The 21,576-nt window shown below is 66.9% G+C and carries 18 protein-coding genes; 6 read left to right on the forward strand and 12 right to left on the reverse strand.

Features of this window, described 5'->3' with window-relative positions; all coding sequences use genetic code 11:
* Positions 1-77: 77 nt before the first annotated feature.
* The gene (locus tag J2X92_RS04285) at positions 78-284 is read left to right on the forward strand and encodes a dodecin (RefSeq protein WP_055798497.1); all 207 of its coding nucleotides are present in this window, start codon (positions 78-80) and stop codon (positions 282-284) included.
* Between the two features lie 26 nt (positions 285-310).
* On the opposite strand, the gene J2X92_RS04290 is transcribed toward J2X92_RS04285, so the two are convergent.
* The 10 genes from J2X92_RS04290 to J2X92_RS04335 form a co-directional block, all read right to left on the reverse strand.
* Positions 311-646: a hypothetical protein gene (locus tag J2X92_RS04290; RefSeq protein ID WP_307573638.1), complete on the reverse strand. Its 336-nt coding sequence runs from the start codon at positions 644-646 to the stop codon at positions 311-313.
* Positions 647-657: 11 nt separating this feature from the next.
* On the reverse strand, positions 658-1,086 hold the full coding sequence (locus J2X92_RS04295; RefSeq protein ID WP_307573640.1) for a hypothetical protein: 429 nt from the start codon (positions 1,084-1,086) through the stop codon (positions 658-660).
* 11 nt (positions 1,087-1,097) lie between these two features.
* Positions 1,098-1,676, reverse strand: a complete 579-nt coding sequence (locus tag J2X92_RS04300) for a phage tail protein (protein ID WP_307573642.1) — start codon at positions 1,674-1,676, stop codon at positions 1,098-1,100.
* A 48-nt stretch (positions 1,677-1,724) separates the two neighbouring features.
* Positions 1,725-2,381, reverse strand: a complete 657-nt coding sequence (locus J2X92_RS04305) for a hypothetical protein (RefSeq protein ID WP_307573643.1) — start codon at positions 2,379-2,381, stop codon at positions 1,725-1,727.
* A gap of 136 nt (positions 2,382-2,517) precedes the next feature.
* Positions 2,518-3,453 carry an FHA domain-containing protein gene (locus tag J2X92_RS04310; protein ID WP_307573645.1) on the reverse strand — a complete coding sequence of 312 codons (936 nt, stop codon included), beginning with the start codon at positions 3,451-3,453 and terminating at the stop codon, positions 2,518-2,520.
* Between the two features lie 23 nt (positions 3,454-3,476).
* On the reverse strand, positions 3,477-5,651 hold the full coding sequence (locus J2X92_RS04315) for a TOMM precursor leader peptide-binding protein (protein WP_307573647.1): 2,175 nt from the start codon (positions 5,649-5,651) through the stop codon (positions 3,477-3,479).
* Positions 5,641-6,513: a class I SAM-dependent methyltransferase gene (locus J2X92_RS04320; RefSeq protein WP_307573649.1), complete on the reverse strand. Its 873-nt coding sequence runs from the start codon at positions 6,511-6,513 to the stop codon at positions 5,641-5,643. Before J2X92_RS04320 ends, J2X92_RS04315 begins: the two co-directional genes overlap by 11 nt.
* On the reverse strand, positions 6,491-7,291 hold the full coding sequence (locus J2X92_RS04325) for a BMA_0021/BMA_0022 family TOMM bacteriocin (RefSeq protein WP_307573651.1): 801 nt from the start codon (positions 7,289-7,291) through the stop codon (positions 6,491-6,493). Before J2X92_RS04325 ends, J2X92_RS04320 begins: the two co-directional genes overlap by 23 nt.
* A gap of 17 nt (positions 7,292-7,308) precedes the next feature.
* On the reverse strand, positions 7,309-11,355 hold the full coding sequence (locus J2X92_RS04330) for a TOMM system kinase/cyclase fusion protein (protein WP_307573653.1): 4,047 nt from the start codon (positions 11,353-11,355) through the stop codon (positions 7,309-7,311).
* A gap of 114 nt (positions 11,356-11,469) precedes the next feature.
* The gene (locus J2X92_RS04335; RefSeq protein WP_307573655.1) at positions 11,470-11,721 is read right to left on the reverse strand and encodes a hypothetical protein; all 252 of its coding nucleotides are present in this window, start codon (positions 11,719-11,721) and stop codon (positions 11,470-11,472) included.
* A 29-nt stretch (positions 11,722-11,750) separates the two neighbouring features.
* Here J2X92_RS04335 and panD point away from each other — a divergent pair, with 29 nt between their 5' ends.
* The 3 genes from panD (at position 11,751) to J2X92_RS04350 (ending at position 13,501) form a co-directional block, all read left to right on the forward strand.
* Positions 11,751-12,149 carry an aspartate 1-decarboxylase gene (gene panD / locus J2X92_RS04340; protein WP_307573657.1) on the forward strand — a complete coding sequence of 133 codons (399 nt, stop codon included), beginning with the start codon at positions 11,751-11,753 and terminating at the stop codon, positions 12,147-12,149.
* Between the two features lie 179 nt (positions 12,150-12,328).
* Positions 12,329-12,499: an HHHH-motif protein gene (locus J2X92_RS04345; RefSeq protein ID WP_307573659.1), complete on the forward strand. Its 171-nt coding sequence runs from the start codon at positions 12,329-12,331 to the stop codon at positions 12,497-12,499.
* A gap of 249 nt (positions 12,500-12,748) precedes the next feature.
* Positions 12,749-13,501: an alpha/beta fold hydrolase gene (locus J2X92_RS04350; protein WP_307573661.1), complete on the forward strand. Its 753-nt coding sequence runs from the start codon at positions 12,749-12,751 to the stop codon at positions 13,499-13,501.
* Between the two features lie 28 nt (positions 13,502-13,529).
* Here J2X92_RS04350 and J2X92_RS04355 read toward each other — a convergent pair whose 3' ends face one another.
* Entirely contained in the window at positions 13,530-14,555 is a 1,026-nt protein-coding gene (locus tag J2X92_RS04355; protein WP_307573663.1) for an RNA methyltransferase, read from the reverse strand.
* 191 nt (positions 14,556-14,746) lie between these two features.
* Here J2X92_RS04355 and J2X92_RS04360 point away from each other — a divergent pair, with 191 nt between their 5' ends.
* Both J2X92_RS04360 and J2X92_RS04365 read left to right on the forward strand, forming a co-directional pair.
* Positions 14,747-15,295, forward strand: coding sequence for a hypothetical protein (locus J2X92_RS04360; RefSeq protein ID WP_307573665.1), 549 nt, complete (start codon positions 14,747-14,749; stop codon positions 15,293-15,295).
* A gap of 110 nt (positions 15,296-15,405) precedes the next feature.
* A complete protein-coding gene (locus tag J2X92_RS04365) occupies positions 15,406-15,936 on the forward strand; it encodes a hypothetical protein (protein WP_307573667.1) in 531 nt (176 codons plus the stop codon).
* Between the two features lie 31 nt (positions 15,937-15,967).
* Here J2X92_RS04365 and J2X92_RS04370 read toward each other — a convergent pair whose 3' ends face one another.
* Positions 15,968-21,553 carry an alkaline phosphatase D family protein gene (locus J2X92_RS04370; RefSeq protein WP_307573668.1) on the reverse strand — a complete coding sequence of 1,862 codons (5,586 nt, stop codon included), beginning with the start codon at positions 21,551-21,553 and terminating at the stop codon, positions 15,968-15,970.
* Positions 21,554-21,576 lie beyond the last annotated feature (23 nt).

Consider the following 21,576-nt stretch of genomic DNA (forward strand, 5'->3'; position numbering starts at 1 on the left):
CCAAGGCAGATGCAGAAAGTTTCCCCTGCCGTTGCATCCACTGGCTACGATGTATCACGCCTACAAGGAGCACAGACATGTCGAATCACGTTTACAAGTCGCTCGAGCTCACCGGCTCGTCGCCCGTCAGCATCGAGGACGCCGCGCAGACGGCCATCGCCAAGGCGCACGAGACGGTTCGCAACATCCAGTGGTTCACCGTCACCGAGACGCGTGGCCACGTGGTGGACGGCAAGGTCGCGCACTGGCAGGTGACGCTGAAGATCGGCTTCACGCTCGAGTAGCAAGCGACTGGCTGCGGCCGCCAGCGCTAGTCGGCGATGACGTGAAGGCTGTGCTGCTGGCGGTGCGCGCGGGAGCACAGCCTTGCCAGGTCCAGCAGGAAGCCGACCACGGCCGGCTTGTTCGCGCAGCTAGGTACGGCCGCCATGATGTCCTTGCGGAGCGCTGAAAGGTCATCGCCTGACAGCACCATCTCGGCGGAGGTGCCGTAGTAGTGCTTCCAGAACTTCTGCAGTGCGCCCTGCTTCAACTCGTCGATGACGAGCGAATAGCCATCTTCCCAGACGGATTCGTCCATCGAGAGAGCGGGCAAGCCCGGCGTGTCGGGCTGCATTCCTCCTGGCGCCTGGATGATTCGCCGCATTTTTTCAGCCGCTAGCTGCAGTTGCCCGGTGCACCGTTGAATTCCGGAAACTCGGTAACGGCCGTGCCATTGCCTGCGCTTTCGATGATGAGGCGTCCGCACTTTTCGCCGGCCGTGCCGACGACCTGGCTGAGGTTGGCGTCATAGCGAATGCGATTGTCGGGCTGCACGGTGCGCGTCTGGTTCGGTGCATTCTGGACCATGCGGCAGAAGTTCTGCGCCGCGGCGGCATTGCCGCAGTACTGCGGCAGCAGCTGGCTCGCGCCGGATGTTGCCGTGCAATGGCGCGCGAAGATGTGCTGGTAGCCCGTCGCGGTGACGACGCACTGCGCGTCCACGCCCACCTGGCTCTCCCCCGGCGTCGATCCGAGACTTTGGCAACCGGCCAGCACGGACATCGAGAGGGCGCAAACGATCGCAAGTCGGCTCGTGTTTTTCATGGTCTTTCTCCTCAGCGAAATTTGATGATGTAGTTGATCGAAAGGTTCTTCGGCCGCGTCTCCGACGTGAGCCTTGCGGGCTTGATGGGCGCGCTGGTCTCCAGGTCGCCCGACGACTGGCCCGCCGCATTGCCGCTTTGCGACACCGCTGCCAGCGTCACCGCCTTGTAGGTGTGGGTGTGCGTCTGAATGGCGTCGCACTGGTAGGAACCCACGCCGTTGGCGGTCCCGCTGCCCGTCGGCGCCATGCGCAACGCGGCATCTGGGTCCATGCCCGAGCCCGCATCGTTGCCGCGCAGGAAGAGGCCGCGGTAATCAGGGATGCAGAAGTCGTCGCTCACGCCGCCGTACAGGTAGCCCAGTGCGGCGAACAGCTCCGGGTATGCGCTGACCTTGAGCTTTCGCCCGTCGCACAGCATCCAGCCCTGCGCCTCGAGGTAGGTGGTCGGGATGTCGTCGCGCTTGGGCGCCGCCACCGAGTTCTGGCTCGCGCAGGCGGTGTTCTTCCAGATGTTGTTGGCGTCGCCCGAAACGGGGTTCACCTGTCCGGCAAAACCGCAGACGCTGCCTATGACGCATGCATCGAACATGTCGAATTCCTTTCCAGGCCAGGCCCGCGGTTTTTTGCCAATTGCCGATCAGCGGGAGAGCAGCCGCAGGCGCTGCGTGTTGGCCTCCGCCAGCGTGACCGGCGGATCCCAGGTGTTGTCGACGTTCAGCGTGGTCGTGAGCGAATAGACGCCAGTGGGGTACGACAACTCCTGGGGGTTATTGATCGAACCGACATCGATCACGTCGCCTTCCTCGTAGCTGCCGTAGGCGATGTAGTACTTGGGTGTCGTCGAGAAAGTCAGGTTCTGATTGGGGCGCGCCTGCACTGCATACACCGTCTTGCCGGCCATGGTTACACCGACCGACGCCTGCGAGTTGATGGGAATGTTTGGAGATTCACGGAGATAGAACCGCGCAGGATCGGGCCCCTTGCTGGGCTCGATGAACTGATAGGCCTTGTTGTAGTCCAGCGTGATCTTGTTCTGCCCGTTACTCGCGTCGAAGAGTTCGGAGGCTGTGAACTGAATGCCGGCCTGCAGTTCGCCCGTCTCAGCCCAGGAAAAACCGGTGTCCAGCGTCCACTCGAACTTGATGCGCGCGGTCGGGCTAGGATTGGAATACTTGGAGAACCATGCGAGTGACATCGCGTTGGGTGCCCAACTGGTCGGGTCATCCTGGAACACCATGAAATATGCCGAATGATTCGCACGGTTGTTGACGGTGACGGAATAGATATTGCCCATGTCGCTCTCCAGATGAAGTGGTTGGTGGAACAGTTCGGACGCTGTGGGACCGAACTGGAACCAACTCTAGGGAGCCACCCTCTTCAACGGAATTACAGGCGATTACACGGAGCGCAGACTCCTGCGGGGCGAACTTTCAGCGACGTGCGCCGCCCTCGATCAGGAAGGGATAGCTCCCAAAACGCACGTCGCCGCGCCGCCGCTCGACCAGCGGCGCGTCGGCCGAATTCGTGGGCAGCGCATTCAAGATCTGGTGCTTCGCGCGAAAGATCTGGATGTTCACGTAGGAAGGTTCCACGCCGAGCATGCGAGACAGTTCGTCCAGCGCGATCCAGCCCTGGCTTTGCGGCGCAAGCCCGCGTTGCGCGTCCTCGGAGCGAACTCTCGCAAGGGTCACCAGGGTGTAGTGGTGAATGCGCTCACCGAGCGAGACCGACTTGCCGCCCGCGACGAGGCGAAGGCTCGTGTGCTCCTCGTCCTGGCTCACGTCGAAGTGCAGCGCCACCTCCACAGGGGGCGGCGACGCCATAGCAAGCGGATTCTCCGCGGTCGATTCCAGGTCGTCGCACAGCACGAACTCCCAGCTGCCGCTGGAGGTCCGCACTGTGGCGCCGTCGCTCAGCTGGTCGACACCGTCGATGTGCTCGAGCACCCATCGGCCTTCATGGAAACAGACGTTCACCTCGGGCTGCTGCGTGTCCGGCAAAAGGTTCTCGCGCGGGCTCAATGCCATTAACGCGCCCTGTCCATCGCTCGGAAAAAGACAGGTCGCCGGAGGTGCCAGGTCTTCAGCGACCCAGATGGATTCCTCGCCCAGACCGAGTTGGATTTCGGCGCCCGGCGGCACCACGGTCCACCGGCCGCTGGTCAAGCGTTCGCCATTCAGCGTGGTTCCGTTGCGGCTTTGATCGACGATCTCCCAGGCCACACGGTTCCAGCGGACCAGCGCGTGGATCTGCGACACGTCGGGCGCCTGCAGCACCGTCTGGCAGGCCGATGGGCGCCGGCCGAAGGCATGCATGGGGCGCAGCACGGTGCGGCGTTGGTCGAGCTTGTTGCGGAAGATGGCCATCGCTTGTTTTTGCTGCTTCGCGTTCAGACGTAGAGCGCCTGCGGGTTGAGATCGCTTTCCTGCAGCGGGGTGTCGCGCCATCCCATGGTGACCGGCACGCGGTAGAGGCGCGGATTGCCCAGCTCGGGCCAGATGTGGCACAGGCCCGGCACGACCACTTTCACCGTGCGAAGCGGAATGTCCGGGCGGGTGTAATCAAGCACCACAGTCTCCATGCCGAGGGACTCAGCGATGTGCACGCAGCGGTCGATCTCTTCAGCGATGTCCGCACTCGGCGCCACGGCGGGTGGTCGCATCGGCGCCGCGTCGCCTTCTTCCGCAGGCATGAGAAAGCGCGGCCCCTCGCCTTTCGGGCGGCCCGCATTCGGTACGGAAAATTTTTTTCCGGCGGCAATCAGCTGGCCCATTTCCGTGAGCGCGCGTTTGCAGGCGAGCGCCGCGCTCGGGCTGCACCCGAAGCCGATGGCCCACTCGCCCGTCGCGCAATGCCGGCCGATGGCGGCCACGACCGGAATGCCGAAGTCGTGCGTAAGGTCCAGCGCCCAGTAATGCCATTGCGGCCCCAGGCTGCGCGCGATGCGCGCAAGCCTTTGGGCGCCGAGGCCGGCGAGGTCGATGCCGGGCCTGCGGATTTCGCCGTACCACCAGATGGCCGCCGCGTCGCGCTCCACCAGTTCGAGAAAGCCCTGCAAGATGGCTTCCTCCAGCGTGTTCCCGGCGGCGCAGCCGTTTGAGGTCCACACCGAATGGCGCTGGCTCTCCTCCGGGGCGTTGGCATAGCAGAAGGCCAGCGGCAGATAGCAGCGGGACTTCGACGTGAGCGACCAGCCCGGCGCCCACCATGCCGGCTCGTGCGCGGGCAGCGCGGCGGCAGCCACTGCATGCGGCGGACTGTGCGCTGCCGGTTGCACGCGCTGCCTTTCGCTGAAGAGCGCAAGCGCCTGCGGCGCGATTGAGGGTGCGTCCAGCGCCGACGCTGCCGCGAAGACCGAGGCCTCGTCGCCTTGATGAAAGGCGGCGTAGCGCTCGACCGCTTCGCACATCGCGCTGGCACGGGACTGGTCCGTGGACATGCCCTTGCCAAGGCAAACCTGGACCAGCGCGCTGGCGGAAGGATCGCCGTGGCCGGCAGGCGTCCTGAAGATCTCGCTACGATAGACCGTGAGCGCGTCTTCCGTTTGGGTGCCCAATGGCACGACGCGCGCAATGACGCCGCACAGCGAATCGAGGTGCGGAGCCAGGCGCTCGAGCGTGGCGGCCGCGGGCATCGTGCGCCAACCACCATCAGGTTGAAGGTTCGACAGGCAAGGTGCGGGCACCACCGGCCGATGCTGCAGTTGCGCCATGAGCCCCGCCTCGCCGCACCGTGGGCACTGGGGCCTTGCGACAACGGCGTGGGGCTGCGTGGGATCGAGGGTCCACAGCAACTGGCCGGTCTGTGCAACGATCTCGCGCGCCAACGGAAGCAGGCGCTCCAGCCTCTCGCGGGCGAGTTCGTTGTCGGTCCGCATCGGCAAGCCGGCGGTTCGACCGCCATGCCTGTCCTGCCACCAGGCCCTCGCCGGCTTGTTCCGGAGCAGGCGATGCGCAAGGCAATGCCAGCATGCCGTGGCGGCGGCCGCATGCGGCGTGAACAGCGGTCCGGCCATGGGCTGCTCTCCCGTCGGCTTGACCAGCAGCCAGCGTCGCCTTGCGGCCCTTTGCTGCGCGTCGACCAGGCCGAGCCGGGGATCGAAGTAGTCATCGCAGAAGACGATGGTGCGCGCTTCATCATCCTCGCCCACTGCTCTCGCCCAGCGCAGGGCCGCTTCGAGGTCCACGGCTTGCGACAGCACGATGGCGTCGATATTCGCCTCCACAGGGACGCGTTCGAACGGCATCGAGAAATCGGGAACGACGTGGCGCTCCGTGTCGTTCAACGTCGCTGGCCTTGCCAGGCCTTGCCGCACCAGGGCTTCGAGCGCATGCAGCATCTGCGCGAGCAGTGCGGGCACGCCCTCGGTCCTGCAATGCGCCGCCAGGCTCACACGCTCGCGCAGCATGCGCTCGACCGCCAGCACACCGGGCGCGTCGAGAAGGAATAGGTCGCTCTCGCTCAACAGCAGCAGCCCGTCCGGCCGCACCAGCGGCGGCAGGAACCTGCCGTGCCACTCGAAGACATCGTTGAAGAAATCCATCGAGTGCAGGCTAGGCGTCATGCGGCGGTCCCAGCGCAAAGCGGGCGACCGTGTAGGGCCAGCGGCCAGTCGCCGCGCGGAATGCGGCCTCGAAGAGCCGGTGCGGCTCGGAGAACTGCGAATACGGATGGTCCTCGGAGACCACGCGAATCGACGGGTGGATGGCGGCGATCCGGGCCGAATCCTCGAAGCCCGAGACCAGCGGCAGATGCATGCCGCCCACCCGCACCGGCTGCCTTGACAGCACCGGGTGAACGTAGTCGAACACGACGACGCTTGCGGACTTGCACGCTTCGAAACGACTGGCCAGTTGGAGCAGCATGGCCTCCAGTGCTGCCTGCGGCAGATAGGGGCACACCCCTTCCAGCATCACGAGCACGGGCCGGCCGGCCGGCAGGTCGGCGAGATCCAGCCACGCGGGGTCGAGGATCGAGCACGCCAGGTTGCGCTCGCCTTCGTCGGCCTGCACATGCTGCTCGCGCAGGCGTATCGCATCCGGCAGATCGACGTTGAGCCAGTCGACGCCGCCGCTTCGCGCCACACGCCGCCCCAGCCTCTTGCGGCGCGTGCACAGCCCGGCTCCCAGCGTGATGCCGATGCCGAGCGGATGCGCCGCGAAGAACTCGGCCGCCATGCGATCGATCAGTGCGGCCCGCAAGACCACGCCGCGAACGAACGCCTCATCCCCCGTGCCGGCAGAAAGGTCGTACGGCAGCTCTGCGGCAATACGCCGCGCCTCGGGATCAGAGAACGCCGACGCCGCGATGACGCTCTCGGAACCTGCACGGGCCGCGAGCGTCAGCAGCAGCGTCGCGGTGGCGCCTTGCAGCGCCGTCGGCGGCAGCCCTTCGACTGGGGGCTCAGCAGGTGAAAGGATAGGCACTGCCCGTGTTGTTGTACGCGGTGAGCGCAATCGGGCGCATGCCCTCCTCCGCCGGTGCCTGCGGATAGTTCAGCTGGATCGTGTTCTTGATCAGCGAACCCTCGGGGCCGCCTCTCAGGTTCCACTCGCCGCGTGCGGCATCCCAGGTGAGCTTCGGATGCGTGGCAAACCGGATCTGGAAATTGAACGGGTTGTTGTAGCCCAACCATTGGCTCAGCACCGGGGCCTTGTCGGTGGCGGGATCGCCGGTCAGATCGGCCAGGAACTGCGGCGATTGCCATGCAAGGGCGATAGCGCGCAGCACCACGCCGCCGAAAGCCAGCAGCGAATCCGGACCGCCCCCCGGAATGCCGAGCCCCGTCGGCAGCGCGCCTTGCGGTGGACCGACGGGCGTGTCCGTTTTCTCGAAGGCCGCGGCCGCGCCCATGAAATTGGGAAACAGCTGGTAGTAGGCGGCCAGGGCTTCGGCCGCTTGGGACGACGACGGCGCCCGGGGCAGCACGATGACGAAGGCATCGTCGGGGCTGATCCAGCCGGCCGTCAGTACCGGCTTCCATTCGGCCCGCTGCGTCGGATCGCTGTTGAGGTACAGGCCGATGTTCACCAGCGGCCACAGCGTCGGCAGGCCGAAGTCGCGATGCAGCATCGGCTGGATGTCTTCCTGATCGAGCAGTTCGCGCCGGTACGCGTCGTCCTGCCACGATCGCGCAAGGGCCCGGAGGTAGGCGAGACGGAACTCGAGCAAGGGCTCGGATGCTGCACTTTGGCGCTGGGTCATGATGACTTCTTCCTTGGTTAAGAAAAATGCGCAGGCATCGGCTTGCGCGGGCACAACTCCGGCCGCATGGCGGCCAGATCCTTCAAGCGTCGGGACACGTCCCGGTCGGCCGGCGCCAGGGCCTGCAACGCGGCCAGCGCATCGAACTCGGTCCTGTGCTTTCCACCTTCACGCGCGACCCTCGCGGCGCGCGAAAAAGACAGCATTGCCGCCCCGCGTTCGGCGCCGGCGCCCAGTAGGTAGCGGGCCTTCTTCAGGTGGAGTTCGGCGCCGTACAGCCGCTCATTGAGTTGCTCCACCAGGCGCAGGCAATCGTCGACGCGGTCGATCGCTTCGTCCCATCGCCCATGGCCGGCCAGCGTCTCCGCGGCGAAGGCGCGGTAGTAGGTCTGGCAATAGCGGCAGCCCATGTTCCACAGGGCCTGCACGGTGGCGTCGGCTTGTGCGATGTATTGCACCTCGCCCGTCGACCAGCAGCGGATGATGTCGGCATAGCCCTGGAAGGCCGGCAGGCCGAAGCGCGCCGTGATGTCGAGCAGCTCGGTGGTGCTCGCCAGCGCCGCGTCCTTGTCGGCGCGGGCCTGGTGGCCGAGGCTCTGGTACAGCAGGGCCATGCTCAATGAAGGAATGTGGGACATATCCCTGGCCCACTGAACGGCCTGCGCGGCATCGGCGGACGCGGCCTTGCCGTGACCTGTGAACCAGCGCACCAGCGAGCGCCCCGTGGTCGCCCACACGCGCGTGTCGAAGCCGAAGTCCGCCGCATGATGGGCGTGGGCCTGGGGGTCGTAGCGCTCGATGGCGTCGGTCAACTCTCGTTCCGCCATGGCGAACCGGCCATCCGAATAGTGCGCGAGACCCAGATAGGTCTGGCCGGCCACGAGCACGCCCTGGTCCTGCTGGTGCCTCGCATGGCCCAGCAGCCGGTGGCTCAGCCGCCGGACCTCATCGCGGTTGCTCGCCACATGATGGAAGGTGATCATCGACCACAGGTGCTGCACCTGCTTCTCGGCGGCCACCGTGTCGTCCAGCAATTCTTGCGACAGCGCGATGCGGTTCACCACCTGGTCATGGGCCCAGCCGTGCTTGTTCATCATCGCCTGCGTGACGTAGCTGTTCACGTCCAATCGGGCTTCGCGTTGCGCCACGCCGTCCAGTTGCCCGATCCAGCCGTCGATGTGCTGCGCATAGGCGATGGTTTCGTCGTTCAGCGAACGGTGCTGCGTGAGGCGAAGCTGCCGCACTGCATGCGCCACCGCCTGCGCGTGGTCTCCGCCCTCCGCCCAATGCTGCGCGACGATGCCGGGCTCGTCGGCGACGCGCTGCGGGTCGCTCTGCAGCAGGGCCTGCGCCACTTTGCGATGCTGCTGCCGGCGCTGCGCGACGAGCATGCATTCATAGGCGGTGTCGCGGATCAGCGCATGCCGGAACATGAAGGCGTCCGCGCCCGCGCCGGACGGCTCGGCCGGCATGACCAGCCCCGCCTCGCGCAGGACTTCCAGTTCTGCGTCCACCATGTCGCGGTTCTTGCCGGAGCAGGCGCACAGCAACTGCGCATCGAACTGCCGGCCGATGGTCGCAGCCAGTTGCAGAAGGCTCTTCGCTGCCCCGAGGCGGTCGAAGCGGCTCACCAGGGAGTCGCGCAGCGTGACGGGAATGGCGGCCGGCTGAGCGGTGTCCTTGAAGACCCAGGCACCGCCCTGTTCGACAAGGTAGGTGTCCAGCAGCATGCGTGCCATTTCCTGCACGAAGAGCGGCACGCCGTCGGTGCGTGCAACGATGTTGCGGATCACCGCGGGGTCGACGGTCCTCGGCGCGAGCACCTGGTGGGCCAGCTGGCTGGCCTCAGCATCGTCGAGCCTTCGCACCTCGATGCATCCGGCTTGAAGGCCTTCAGGCTTGGCCCATTCAGGCCGCGCCGTCAGTACCAGCAGCACGCGCTGGTCCGCCAGCTTCGAAACCAACTGCTCGAGAAATTCGATGCTCGTCGGGTCGGCCCAATGCACGTCCTCGACCACCAGCAGCAGCGGCGCTGCGGCGGCCATGTGCAGCAGCCACTGCGCGGTCGATTGCAGCAGTTGCGCCTTCTGCATTGCGGGCGACGCCTGGCTGGCCTGCTGGCCCGCCCCCAGGGGAAGCGACAGCCACGAACAGAAGATCGGAGCCACGGCGGGGCCGTCGCAACCGGCGGCCTGCAGGGCCTCGTGCAGCTGGTCGCTCTGATCGTCTGGCGTTGCGCCCGGAACGGCTTCGAGCTGCTGGCGCAGCAGCGCCAGGAACGGCATCAGCGCACTGTTGCGGTGTTCGGGCTGGCAATGGGCGTTGACGGATCGATGGCCGACCTGCTGCGCCACGTGTTCTCGCAGCACGTCGACGAGGCAGGACTTGCCGATGCCCGGCTCGCCGCGGATCCACACCGCTCGCCCATGGCCCATGCTGGCCTCCGCCCACTCGCCGCGCAACAGCGCCAGCTCCCGGTCGCGCCCGATGCACAGGGGGCTCAGTGTGCCTGGCGTGGACGCAGGCAGCGACGAAGATTGCTTCCGCGCATCCAGCCTGTAGGTCTGAACGCCGGCGGATTGGCCCGGCACGCTCACGCTGCCGGCCGCTTCGAAATGCGCGTGGCGCGCCAGCAGGCGATAACTGCTTTCGCTGGCGAGCAGCGTTCCCATCTCGGCCATGCCTTCAAGCCGCATCGCCACGCTAACGGCGTGGCCGGAGGGGATCTCGCCGCCGGCCACCACGGCCATGCCCGTGTGCATGCCCATGCGGATGCCCAGGTGCGCACCGTGGGACTGCCTGAGGAGCGCCGACCTGCTGCGGCCCAGCGCCGTCAGCTCGAGCGCCGTCATGCACGCCTGCCGCGCATCGGTGTCGCTCGCATGCGGGTAACCGAACAGGACGATCATGCGATCGCCGAGCGTGCCGGCCAGCAGGCCGCCGCGCCGCGTGGCCGCCTCTGAAAATCGGCCGAGCTCTTCGCGCTGCAGCAGCTCCAAGTCCTCGATGTCCGAGGAGACGGACACGCCTTCGCCCGCTTCGTTCTCGCCGGCCTCGGGCCATACCGCGACGCTGCAGCACAGCACCGTCAGTTGCCGCTTCTCCGAAAAGGTCCTGGCCGTGACGACGGTGCGCGCGAGCGAATCGTCCCCTTGGCGCTGTGTCGATCCGAAGGCACCCACGAGATCGTCGAGCCTGAGACGACCGAGTTCTTCGAGCAACGCGGATGCCGATCCGCAGCGTTCGGACGGCTTCTTCTTCAGCACACGCCGCAGCAGCTGCGCCACCGGGTGCGCGGCAATCTGCGCCGGCAACTGCACGTCCTGCGGACTCAGTTGCCGATGCACGATCTCGGCCGTCGAATCGCCATGGACCGCGGGCGCGCCCGTCAGGCATTCGATGAACATCAAACCCCATGCATAGAGATCTGACGCGGCGCTCGGCCGCTCGCCGCGAAGCTGCTCCGGCGCGCTGTAGGCGGGTGTGCCGAGGCATTCCTCGTCCATGGTCAGCGTTGCAACCTGAAGCTCTCCCTGCAGCGGGATCACGGTGCTGATGCCGAAGTCCAGCACCTTCGCATGCGGCAGCGCGCCCGTGAAGCTCACCATCACGTTGTCGGGCTTCAAGTCGCGGTGGACGATGCCGGCGCGGTGCGCGCAGTCCAGCGCATCGAGCACTTCGGCCATGAGATGCCCGGTCTCCGCGGCCGTCAGCGAGCCTCTGCGCCGGATGAGGCTCTTGAGCGTCTCCCCCGGCACGTATTCGAAGACGCCGTACACGCAGGCGCCCTGCTCTCCCTTGTCGAGCAACTGCACGATGTGAGGATGATGCAGCGCCGCGCAGAGCCGGGTCTCGCGATGGAAGCGCGCGACGCGCTGCCGGCCCTGCTGGAGCTTGACGACCTTGATCGCGACGGTGTTTCCGGTGTGATGCTGCGTGGCGCGATGGACCGTGCCGTAGCCGCCCACGCCCAACACGTCGAGCAAGTCATAGCCCGGAATGAACAACGGCTCCGGCGCAACCTGTTCGGTCGCGTCAATGCGCGCAATGACGGCATCCTGCATATCAGCCCCCACCTGGTTGATTGGCCAACGCAATACCGAAGTGCGTTGCGGCTACGGTTGGCCGCGCAGTCAAATCGATCGAAACACGATTTTTTACTGTAGCCCAGAGGAGATTTATTTCGTAAGAGATTCTTCAAAAAGAAAGCGCGATGCAAGGGCAATGGAGGTCTTTTTAGCGCGTGCTTCTTCACTTGTAGGCTGAAAGAACTCCTGGTTTTCGGCGATCAGCGCCCAGTGAAAATCGATGCCGTGGTTTTTACGCGCCAGCCAAAGAGCGCGAAAGCCATTGGCGGCTCGACTATCCTGCGCTGCGCCGCTGCAACTCTCGTCCTGTGTGCTCGTCGATGACGCACCGCTCTCATTCAACTTTTGCCAAAAGAGAAAGCCACCGTCCCATGTTCCGCACCCTGCTCAAGTCCAAGATCCACCGCGTTGCCGTGACCGACTGCGAACTGCACTACGAGGGCTCCTGCGCCATCGACGAAGACCTGCTCGATGCCGCCAACCTGGCTGAGAACGAGCAGGTCCACATCTGGAACATCAACAACGGCGAGCGCTTCGTCACCTATGCGATCCGCGGTGAGCGGGGCACCGGCATCATCTCGGTTAATGGCTCGGCCGCGCGCCGCGCATCGGTGGGCGACCTGATCATCATCGCGGCCTTTGGCCTGGTGCCGGAAGACCAGGTGGCGGGCTACAAGCCCAAGCTGGTGTTCGTGGATGGCGCCAATCGCATCAAGGAAGAGCGTGCGCACACTCCGGTGCAGGCGGCTTCCGAAGCTGCAATGGCCTAGACCTCGCGCACATCCAACTCGGCTTTTCGTGACAGAGTTTGCAGGAGCGGCGCATGCGCTCATCGTGAGCTCATTGTTGTCCCCGTAAAGTAGCTCCGTGCCACCTTCGCCGGCGCGCGTTCGTCCAGCCCGAGCCATGCGGCGTTGTTCGTTTGACGTTATTGCTCAGAAAGAACTCCATGAAGATCAAGCAATTCATTCTCTCCAGCGTTGTTGCATTCGCCAGCCTCGCGGTGCTGGCGCCGAGCATGGCCTCGGCCGCGCCGTCCCGTGGCCACAAGGCGCACGCGCACAAGGTGTGCAAGTGGGAGGCGCACCGCCATCAGCGCGTGTGCCGCTGGGTGCGCTGAGTTCGTGTGCCGACGAGGCACGTGACACGACTGGCAATGCCATCGACCCCGGCCTTCGTGCCGGGGCTTTTTCTTTTGGCGCTGTGGATGTTGAATCGCCGGGCTTTCGCATGAATGCGGACCGCGCAATGCAGGGCAAGGTGATCCGCGAAGCCAAGGTCAGGCTGGACTGAAGGAAGATGGCCGTGGCCAGGCCGGCGGAGCTGGCGGGTATTCTTCGCCATCGAATCTGCAACGGAGGCAGTGGCCATGTACACGGAACGAGGCGGCGAAGGTCCCGACCTGCTTCTCATGCTGCATGGCATGGGTGCGACGGGCGCGGTGTGGTCGCCCATGTGCGCCGAGGCCGGTGCGCGCTGGCAGGGCCGCTGGCTCGTGCTCGACCTGCCCGGCCATGGCCTGTCCGGCCGGCAGGACGCCTATGCCATCGGCCAATATGCCGCCAGTGTCGCGAGCGCCGTGCTGCCGCACATCCACCCCACGGGCCGGCTCGTGGTGCTCGGACATTCGCTAGGCGGCGTGATCGGCCTCGCGCTGGCCACGGGCTGGTTCGGCGTCACGCCGCACCACGTCTTTGCAGCGGGCATCAAGATCGCGTGGAGCGATGAAGAGCTGCGGCGCATGGAGACGCTCGCACTGCAACCCGCGAAGAAATTTTCCACCGAAGAAGAAGCATGGGACCGGTACCTGAAGGTGTCCGGTCTCGCGGGCATTGCCGATGCGGCGGCGTCCGTCGTCGCACGGGGCATTGCGCACGACGACAGTGGCTGGCGCCTCGCGATGGATCCTCGCGCCAATGGCGTGGGCAAGCCACCGCTGCCGGAACTGCTGAGGCTGGCGCGCTGTTCCGTGCACCTGGGCCGCGGAGGCCATGACGCGCTGGTGACGCTGGCGCAGGCCCGTGCGCTCGACCCCGGTGCGCGTGACCTTGGACCCCACGGCCACAACGTGATGGTCGAGGCGCCCGATCAAGTGTGGGACTGGGTCGCCTCGTCTGCATGAATGAAAGCCGGTGCGCGGCCGGCCGGTCTCAAGCCCTTCGAAGCGTCACCACGTGCACTTCGGCGGCGCGCGCCCTCAACTGGCCGCATCCGCCGTCCACATCCTGGCCAGCCGATTGGCGCAGCTTCGTCAGGATGCCGCGCTCGTGCAGCACGCGTGCGATCTCTTCGCAACGCTCCCACGAGGGACGGCTGAACGACACGCCGTCCACGGCGTTGAAGGGAATCATGTTCAGCACGCCGTATTTGCCGGAGAGCAGCCGGACGATGCCCTCGATCTCCTCCGGCCCGTCGTTGACGCCTTCGAGCAGCGTCCACTGGTACTGGATCGGGTAGCCGGTGGCGCGCGCATAGCGCTCGCCTGCGGCGACCAGTTCCTCGGGCGTCATGTTGGGCGCGCGCGGAAGGAGCTTCCTGCGCAGGTCGGCCTTGGTGGTGTGCAGCGAGAGCGCGAGCGCGGGCCTCACGCGGGCCTGGCTCAGCTTTTCGAATGCGCGCGGATCGCCCACGGTGGAGAACACCAGGTTCTTGTGGCCGATGTTGCCGACCGTGCCAAGCAGCTCGATCGCCTCGATCACGTTGTCCAGGTTGTGAGCGGGCTCGCCCATGCCCATGAACACCACCTTGCGCACCGGCCGGCGCGTGCGCGCGAGAGCGACCTGGGCAATGATCTCTGCGCTTCCTACTTGGCGAAGCAAGCCGTCGCGCCCCGTCATGCAGAACTGGCAACCGACCGCGCACCCCACCTGCGAAGAGACGCACAGGCCGTCCCGAGGCAGCAGCACGCTCTCCACGGTCTGGCCGTCCGCCAGGGCTACGAGCAGCCGCTCGGAGCCATCCGCACCGGGATGCACCGCGTGGATGCGCGCGAGCCCCGCCAACTCGGCCTCGATGGCCGGCAGGGCCTCCAGCAGTGACGACGGGAAGAATGTCCCCGGCAGCCGCCTGCCGCTGTTGCGGGGCAGCGCATGGGACCACAGCCGGAGGATCCGCTGCTCATGGCTCGGGCCCGCGCCGGCTTCGCGCAGACGCTGTTTCAATTCATGGATTCGCATGCGCTGCTTGGGGCAAAGGGGCTGTTGGGCGTGTCGGAGGTGGCGTGAGTTGCCTTGCGCGTGACTGGGTACCATCGGTCACGCTTCGGTAGTCGAAGTTTCCGTGTCTGCGGTCGCAGGTTCCAGACCCGGACCCGCGCCCCGGTTTTCCGATTATCCCGCCACTTGGAGTGCGCGGTCCGCACTCATTCATGCCAGACGAACCCCTCACCTCCATCGAATTAAGCGACGCCGCCCGAGCGGACACGCGTTCAGAGACTCCCAACCGACGCTGGCCGTCCGTCGTGGCCGCGTTCATGCTTCACGCGTGCATCTTGCTCTGCGTCCTCTTGCTGCCTCCGATTGTTTACGACGCCGTTCGAACTTCGAACTACCAAGGCATCGAGTGGCTGCATTTTTCAGGCGGTGCAACCTATCCGCTGTACGCCATCTACTGGCTATCGAAGCTCAAGAATTTCCGCGCCAAGTTCATGCTGCTTCATCTCACCGTCGTTTTGACGATCGCAGTGGCCACCGCCTTCGCGAGCAACCGACACACGCCCATGTTCGTGGCATTTCTGCCGACCGCGGCTGCCGCACTTCCGCTTCTGGCTGCGTTGGTTTCATGGCTGCATGACCGTCGCAAGCCAGCGGTTACCTATATGGTTGGGAGCCTGCTTGCACTCCTGATCGCCGTACCCTCTTCCTTACTGATCATCTACGGCATCGCGATGTCATCCATCGGCCCCATGCGCTACTAGTTCATCAAGAAAATCGATGATCTGAGCGAGAAACTTTGCGTTGGCTTTCGTGGGCACGCATTCCCACAATCGGGCGAGTCGCATCAACAATATCGCGGAGCCCAACGAACATGTCCCACGCCCAGAACGTTGTCAGCGCCTACCTTCGCGCGAAGGACCACAACCGTCCGCAACTCATGCGTCAGGCTTTTGCCTCCGATGCCCGCCTGGAGATGGTCGTCAACGCCGGGACCATTTCGTTTCCGCCGTTGGCGCAAGGCATCGATGCGATCACGGACGTGCTGGTGCGCCAGTTCTCCCGTACCTTCGAGAACGTGTACACGCTCTGCATCGGCACGCCTCCGACGAAGGGCGCATCGCAGTACAGCTGCAAATGGCTGGTCGGCATGTCCGAAAAGGACAGCCGCGCCGTGCGCATCGGTTGCGGCCGCTACGATTGGGTCTTCGCCTCCGAGGCGCCGCGATTGGCAACCCAGCTCACGATCACGATCGAACAGATGCACAGCCTGGCGCCCGAACATCTGCTGCCGGTGATGGCCTGGATTTCGGCGTTGCCGGCCCCCTGGTGCGCGCCGCCTGTACTGACGGCCGGAGCGCCCGCCATTGCAGAGCTTCGAACGGTCATCGATTACTTCGGCTGACATCGACCTGGCGTCTTGCCGACGGCCGGCACTACACGCGCGCGAAGCGCGCCGGTCCCCCCACGGCCCAGCCGCTGCCGCCCGACGGGTCGAGGTCTCGACGGCAGCGCGTGAGCCCGTCGTCCAGATCGAGGGTGACGTTGATCTCCCAATGGCCGCTCGCGCCGCGCTCTACCTGCAGCACGGCGAAGCCTTGGCCGGTGCCCACTGCTGCCGTGGCCATGGTGGCATTGAAGGCGCCGGGCGCGGCGCCGAGTTCGACTTCGCCGTCGAGCCAGAACGCGTCGGGGCGTGCATTGACGAAGGTCCACGGCGCATACAGGCCCGAGGACACGACGGAGATCACCTCCACCGGTCCGTCCGCCGCCTGCAGCCAGAGGCTCGATACGCTCGACATGTGCCGGTCGCCCGACAGCACGATCACGTGCCGTGCAGCGGTGTCGCGCAGCAGCTCGAGCAGCGCGCGCTGTGAGGCCGGGTATCCGCTCCAGTCGTCCATGCCCAGGCGCTCTGCCGGGTTGCCGAAGGCGGCGGCGCGCGGCATGGGGAACAGCGCAACCGGCGACACGATGAACTTGGGCAGTTCGGCGGGTGCGGCCTCCAGCCACTTCTTCAGATCGCCCATGCCAGCCTCGGCGCGGATCGCAGCGCGGTCTAGCGGCGTGGCATGCGTGTCCGTGCGCAGCGCCCGCCGCTGGCGCGTGCTGCGCGTATCGAGCATGTAGAACGGAAAGCCGGCCGGCGAAATGCGGTAGTCGAAGGGGCGTCCGCCCGGACGCGGACCGATGCCCTTGACCAGCTTGTGCTGCTGCGCGAAGTAGGCGTCGAGCGCGGCGCGCACGGCGGGCGCTACATAGGGATCGGGACTGGGCTCCCAGTCGTCCATCACCTCGTGGTCGTCGAGCAGCGGATAGGTCGGCAGCGAGGCCATCACCTGCCGCAGTGCCTCCAGCCTGAAGGTGAGCGCATAGGCCTGGCCGACATCGTCGCCGCCCGCCGGGACGAAGAGTCCCGCGGTCTGATCGACATACACCTGGTCGCCGGCCAGCACCAGCAGCTGCGGCTTGTGCGGCGGCGCGAGCACCTCGAGCCGCTGCGCGAGCCGCCGGTACGAGGCCTGTGCGGGCACTCGGTCGACCAGGCCCGGCACGTACTGGCAACTGGCCAGCGCGAAGCACAGCGAATCCTGGGCAGGCTCGCCCTCGCGCTGCACGGCGCGGATCCACGCCGGGTCGAGTCGCACCACGGCGCGCTCGCGCTGCGCATCGGTGGCCGATTCCAGCGTCGCCATCACCTGTTTGCGGATGGGCTCGATGGGTTCGTCCTGCGGCTCTGCGAAGAGGCCAGGCGCGAGCCGGCGGCCCAGCACGTCGATGGGGCCGCGCGCCATGGGCAGGTCGTCGTGCGCCGTCAGCACCGCAAAGCCTTGGTAGTCGGCGAGTCGTTCGTCGAAGAGGTCGATCTCCAGCGCCTCCTGCAGCAGCTTTTCGCGCGTGATCGGAAGCGCCACCATCCATTCGAAGTCGAAGCACCAGCGCCCATCGCGGCGCCACGCAGGCACGAAGACCGCGGCGCTCGCGGAGACGTGCGCGGGCGGCGGGCGCAGCGCCAGCCGGCAATGCAGCCGGCCCGCGTTGCCCGCCACACGGCTCGCATGGCCGAGCCAAGGGCCGGTCCACGGCAGGCGGGCCACCCAGTCGGGCGATTCGGGCTCGCCAGGACCTGGCTTCTTATCGAACGCCTCGAGGAACCGCGCGATGTGCGGGAACACGTCGGTGCAGGCGTTCTCGCCGATCAGCGTGTCCTGGTGGCCGTAGGCACGCAGCACCAGCAATTGATGCGGCGTGCCTTCGCCAAGGAACAGGTCGCTGCCGACCGGGTCCGACGGATCCCGCAGCTCGGGTGGCTCCCGCGAGAGGCCGCCGTCCTTGCCGAACACGCGCTTGAGCAGCCAGAAGCTTTCGTACGAGCCGCGCCAGTCGAACACCGCGTTGCGTTGCCCATGCAGCATGAACACCGGAAAGCCGAAGCGCTCGCCGAGCTGCTCGAAGCCGACGGCGTGGCCCTGCCCGCCGGCGTCGGTCAGCACCTCCTCGCGGGCGTAGCTGCCGACCTGGGCCAAGCCCCGCAGCTTCACGAAACCATAGATCGAATCGAGCGCATCGAGCGTGTCCTTGCCGATGTTGTGCAGCCGCATGGTCTGGCCGAAGATGGCATCCGCCCGGTGCCGCACGGCCGCGAAACCCGGCGCCTTGCGCAGGCGCTCGGCCTCGCCGTCGTCGTCAGGGTAGGGAAAGGTCGCCAGCAGGCCGTCGACGAGCAGCCGCTTCATGGGCGTGAGCGCGGGCCGCGTGTCGAACTCGTCGGTGCCGATGAACTGCTGCAAATAGCCCGCCACATAGCCGCGGAAGCGGTTGAAGGCCGTGGCGCGCAGCAACGGCCCCACCTGCGACAGCACCACCGCGCCGATGGACGCATGCAGGCTCGGGGAGCGCAGCACCGCGACGCTGAACATGGCAGCGCCGATGCAGTGCGCCACCACGTCGACCTGGACCGGCGCTGCGTCGTCGGGTGTTGAATACGCCGCCTGCACGGTGCGCAAGGCGTCTGGAATGTCGGCCTCGGCCACTTCGTCGAACGACCAGTAGGCGCGCGGCCGGCCAGCGAAGCCGATGCTGGTGCGCAGCTCGAGCACCCAGACCTCGCGCCCGGCCTCGAGCAGGCTCTGCACCAGGTTGCCGGGAATGCTCTTGTGCGCGAAGGTGGAGCCGCTCGCACCATAACCGTGGATCAGCATCACGGGCCGCGTGCCCGCGCGGCGCACCGGCGGGCGGTAGCGCGACAGCAGCCGCGGCGGCGCGCTGCCCGGTCCGGCCGCGGTGACAAGGGCAACCCGTTCGGGCCACACGCCGAGCACCTCGCCGGGCAGACGCTCCAAGTCGTTCTGCGGCGAATCGGGCGGCGGCACGAAATGCAATAGGTGAACCTGCAGCACGATGCGCAGCACCCACAGCGCCAGCTCGGCCAGGTCGCCAAGCTGGTTGGGCATGTCCTGCTGGTGCTCGACGCGCAGCAGCGGCTGCAACTGCTCGACGAAGTACGAAGGGTCAAGCACCATCCGGCCCAGCGGCTTGGCTTCATCGAGGCCGATCTGTTGCAGTTCGCCCTCGCTCAGCTGCCGCCACGGGTTGCCGCCTTCGACGAACGCGATGCGCTTGGTGAGCCGCAGCCGGTCGCCCACTTTCAGCGGCGCCCCTTGTTCGACCCGTTCCACGGTCCAGTCGTATTCGATGAGCCGCACCTGACCGAGATGGGAGCACAGCGCCATCAGGTCGGCCATGGGCGGGCCTTCGAAGTCCGGGGTCTCCTCGCCATCATCACCGCTGAGGTCCGCCGTGGAGACACGCGCAGACAGCAGCACGTCCGCCAGCACTTCCGCCAGCGCCAGCAGCTTCTTGCGCGCCAGCCTGTGGCTGCGCAGGATGCGCTCGATGCTGTCGCTCTTCTCGCGCACCAGCATCGATGCGGCGCCGCTGCAATGTGCGATGGGCGCATCGTCGCCCTTGCCGAAGCGCAGCACCACGAGCGGCTGCGCCAACGCGCGCGGCGCCCCGCGCAGGGCCGGCACGTCGATGGGCTCGAACTCGACCTCGGCGCTGAGCGCGAAGTCCTGGCCGTCGATGTGCACGCGGCCCGTCATGCGCTCACGCAGCGAGACGCGCGTGGGCGCTGGCGCGCGGGGACGGGTCAGGTCGCGGCGCAACGGGCGCTCCGACGCGGGCGGCGGCGGCGACCCGGCCAGCGCGAGGCCCCAGTCCTCGGCCAGCACCGGCACCGCGCGCTCGGCCAGCGCCGCGATGGTGAGCGAAGGGTTGATGCCGAGCGACACCGGCACGATCGAGCCGTCGAGCACCGCCAGGCCCGGCAACAGCGGCGGCTCTCCTGCGGCGCAGTTGTAGACGCGGCCCCAGCTGTCGACCACGCCGCGCTCGGGTCCATCGGCCATGCGGCAGCCACCCAACGGATGCACCGTCAGCACGGAGCCCGCCGGATGCAGGGCCGCGAGGCTCTGGAACGGCGGCAGCGGGCTCCACAGCGGGTTGGGCAATACGCGGCCCCCGAGACCGCCCTCGCCGTCGTGGGCCGCGTGCAGCGCACGCATCTGCGCCGCAAACACCGGCAGGGCTGCGACCTTGTCCCACGTGACGCGGACCTGTGCATCGGCCAGCACCTTGTCGCTGCCGCCGCAGCCGACCAGTTCGATGCTGCCGGCGGCGCCGTCGTCGCCCATCATTCCGTAGACCGGCGTGCGGCGCAGCATGTCGTCGTCGACGGTGAGCGGATCGCGTACTTCGTCGGGCGCGTGCAGGTCGAGGTCCATGTGCGCGAGCGCCTGCAGCGCGTCGGTGGTGGTCACCACTTCGGCCAGCAGGCGGCGCAGCGGCGCGGGAATGGCGAACTCCTCGATCACCAGCGGGCGCTGGCCCTTCTTCGCGCGGGTGCGCAACAGGCCGGTGATGGTCGGCCCGATGCCCCGCGTGGCGGGCGCGTCGCCTTCAGGTGCAGAGGACAGTGCTTCGCGATGCTGGCCGGCCGCCACCGCGATCATGTCGCCGTTGGTCGAGAAGCCCTCGCCCAGCGCTTGCGAGAGGCACAGGCCGGGGCCCTCGGAGCGCTTGAGCAGCTCGGTGGAACCCAGCGTGCCGGCCGCCACCACCACCCGCCGCGCGCGCACCACGTAGGGCCGGGCGTTGTCCGTGCGGGCCTTGCGCCGGTCGGTGAAGAAGAACTCGACCGCATAGCCGGCCCCGTCCGGCAGGGCCGCGATGCGGTACGCGGTGCCGCCGGTGAACAGCCGTGCGCCGCGCGCATGCGCCAGCGCCAGGTAGTTGGTGTCCAGCGATTTCTTGGCCCGGTGGTTGCAGCCGCTCACGCAGTCGCCGCAGCGCAGGCACCGGTGCATCGCCACCTGGGCCGGCGTGCGGGTGCCGTCAGCGAAGGCGATGGCGACGTGGGCCTTGCCACCCGATGCCGCATGCATGCGCGTGCCGGCCTTCAGCAGCGAGTTGAGTTTGGAGACGCTCTCGGGAATCTGCTCCAGCGCCAGCATGGCCTCGGCCTTGTCATAGCCCTCTGCCAGCGCGGCAAGGTCGACGCCCGTGGGCCAGGCGCCGCCTTCGAAGGCGTCGGGCGTGGCGCGTTCCATCACCGCCGCATTGATGAGCGACCCGCCGCCCAGCCCGTTGCCCAGCAGCGCGTTCACGTCCCCGCCCAAGCGCAGATCGAACAGTCCCGAGGCGTTGCCGCGCGGGGGCCGGCCGTCCTGCATGCTGAAGCGCACGTGCCCCGGCAGCTCGGCGAAGGTGGCAGGAAATTCGCCCGGCAGGTATTCGCTGCCGCGTTCCAGCAGATAGACCTTGATCGGCAACGCGCCGGGTGCGATGCCGGGCGCAGTGTCCAAAGAGAACGCGCCCGCCAGCCGCGCCGCGGCCACCGCACCGCCATAGCCGCTGCCGATGACCAGCACGTCGCAGTGCAGCGCGTCGGGCGGCGCCGCGAGGATCTCGCGCACCAACACTTCAGCGCCTTCGGAGAGCAGACGGTCGCCGTCGTTCATGTTCGACTACTCGCGCAATGGCT

It is taken from the genome of Variovorax paradoxus, from assembly GCF_030811855.1.
GTDB lineage: Bacteria > Pseudomonadota > Gammaproteobacteria > Burkholderiales > Burkholderiaceae_C > Variovorax > Variovorax paradoxus_L.

Coding starts and splice junctions, on each gene's coding strand:
- J2X92_RS04370 (WP_307573668.1), bottom strand. CDS start 21,553: ATGAACGACGGCGACCGTCTGCTCTCCGAAGGCGCTGAAGTGTTGGTG.
- J2X92_RS04290 (WP_307573638.1), bottom strand. CDS start 646: ATGCGGCGAATCATCCAGGCGCCAGGAGGAATGCAGCCCGACACGCCG.
- J2X92_RS04355 (WP_307573663.1), bottom strand. CDS start 14,555: ATGCGAATCCATGAATTGAAACAGCGTCTGCGCGAAGCCGGCGCGGGC.
- J2X92_RS04325 (WP_307573651.1), bottom strand. CDS start 7,291: ATGACCCAGCGCCAAAGTGCAGCATCCGAGCCCTTGCTCGAGTTCCGT.
- J2X92_RS04305 (WP_307573643.1), bottom strand. CDS start 2,381: ATGGGCAATATCTATTCCGTCACCGTCAACAACCGTGCGAATCATTCG.
- J2X92_RS04285 (WP_055798497.1), top strand. CDS start 78: ATGTCGAATCACGTTTACAAGTCGCTCGAGCTCACCGGCTCGTCGCCC.
- J2X92_RS04330 (WP_307573653.1), bottom strand. CDS start 11,355: ATGCAGGATGCCGTCATTGCGCGCATTGACGCGACCGAACAGGTTGCG.
- J2X92_RS04300 (WP_307573642.1), bottom strand. CDS start 1,676: ATGTTCGATGCATGCGTCATAGGCAGCGTCTGCGGTTTTGCCGGACAG.
- J2X92_RS04365 (WP_307573667.1), top strand. CDS start 15,406: ATGTCCCACGCCCAGAACGTTGTCAGCGCCTACCTTCGCGCGAAGGAC.
- J2X92_RS04350 (WP_307573661.1), top strand. CDS start 12,749: ATGTACACGGAACGAGGCGGCGAAGGTCCCGACCTGCTTCTCATGCTG.
- panD (WP_307573657.1), top strand. CDS start 11,751: ATGTTCCGCACCCTGCTCAAGTCCAAGATCCACCGCGTTGCCGTGACC.
- J2X92_RS04315 (WP_307573647.1), bottom strand. CDS start 5,651: ATGACGCCTAGCCTGCACTCGATGGATTTCTTCAACGATGTCTTCGAG.
- J2X92_RS04310 (WP_307573645.1), bottom strand. CDS start 3,453: ATGGCCATCTTCCGCAACAAGCTCGACCAACGCCGCACCGTGCTGCGC.
- J2X92_RS04345 (WP_307573659.1), top strand. CDS start 12,329: ATGAAGATCAAGCAATTCATTCTCTCCAGCGTTGTTGCATTCGCCAGC.
- J2X92_RS04360 (WP_307573665.1), top strand. CDS start 14,747: ATGCCAGACGAACCCCTCACCTCCATCGAATTAAGCGACGCCGCCCGA.
- J2X92_RS04295 (WP_307573640.1), bottom strand. CDS start 1,086: ATGAAAAACACGAGCCGACTTGCGATCGTTTGCGCCCTCTCGATGTCC.